Origin of the sequence: Allomuricauda sp. M10 (assembly GCF_020782875.1) — a bacterium.
GTDB lineage: Bacteria > Bacteroidota > Bacteroidia > Flavobacteriales > Flavobacteriaceae > Flagellimonas.
The window spans coordinates 1-1,131 of record NZ_JAJGBN010000016.1 but is presented as its reverse complement, the minus strand read 5'-3'; the positions used below and the strand labels follow the sequence as shown (position 1 = coordinate 1,131).

Annotated in this window: 1 protein-coding gene; it reads right to left on the bottom strand. The window is 51.1% G+C overall.

All coding sequences use genetic code 11. From position 1 onward, the window contains the following. Positions 1-1,131, bottom strand: a 1,131-nt coding sequence (locus LKX84_RS17870) for a hypothetical protein (protein WP_228239085.1), incomplete at both ends; no start/stop codon positions are given.

The following is a 1,131-nucleotide window of genomic DNA, read 5'->3' as shown; positions in this document are numbered from 1 at the left end:
TCCACTGTTGTCCAATGAGGACAGGTCGATGACCGGGTTGTTCCCCAATTCATTCGTATAGGTCAGTTGGTTGGTGCCACTATTAAAGGAAAGTGACGTATTGGTTTCTGATATGGACACCGAAGCCACGTTCAAGTATAGGGCCCCGTCTGTACCGGCCGTAATGTTGTTGTTCGCATCGGTACTGATCAATCCCGTGGAAAGGGTCCCGCCATTGTCCGTAACCTGAAGGCTTCCAGAGTTCATGGATACCCCTGTGTTATATTCGTTGCCCACAACGGAGTCGGCATCGTCCACATTAATGGTCACGTTGTTCCCCTCCGAGATCGCAATGTGTCCCGCTGTTCCATTGGTGGAAAGGGTCTGGTCATCTGTATCCGTATCAATACTGCTGATGTCGATGGTGTTACCTCCAACAATGCTCAAATCGCTACCGCTCAAGGAAAGGGTCTGTGCATCCGTATTATCCAAGTATCCGCTCAAGTCAACATTGCCGCCGTCCTCAAGGGTCAAGGTATTGCCGCTCAAACTCAAGGCCTGGTCATCGGTTCCGCTGTTGTTGAAAACGGATAGGTCCACACTGTTACCATCGGCGATGGAAAGGGTGTTCCCTGAAAGGCTCAAGGTCTGGTCATCCGTATCGGTATCGATGCTGCTGATGTCGATGGTGTTGCCTCCTGTGATGCTCAGATCGTTTCCGCTCAAGGATAAAGTCTGTGCATCGGTGTTGTCCAAGTATCCGCTCAAGTCCACGTTGCCGCCATCCTCAAGGGCCAGGGTGTTACCGCTCAAGCTCAATGCCTGGTCGTCAGTTCCACTATTGTTGAAGGCCGAAAGATCAACACTTCCGCCATCTTCTAAGGTCAGGGTGTTGCCGCTCAAACTCAAGGTCTGGTCGTCCGTTCCGCTGTTATTGAAGGCAGAAAGGTCCACACTGTTGCCATCAGCGATGGAAAGGGTGTTTCCTGACAAGCTCAAGGTCTGGTCATCTGTATCAGTATCGATACTACTGATATCGATGGTGTTGCCTCCTGTGATGGTCAGATCGTTTCCGCTCAAGGATAAAGTCTGTACATCGGTGTTGTCCAAGTATCCGCTCAAGTCCACGTTGCCACCATCCTCAAGGGCCAG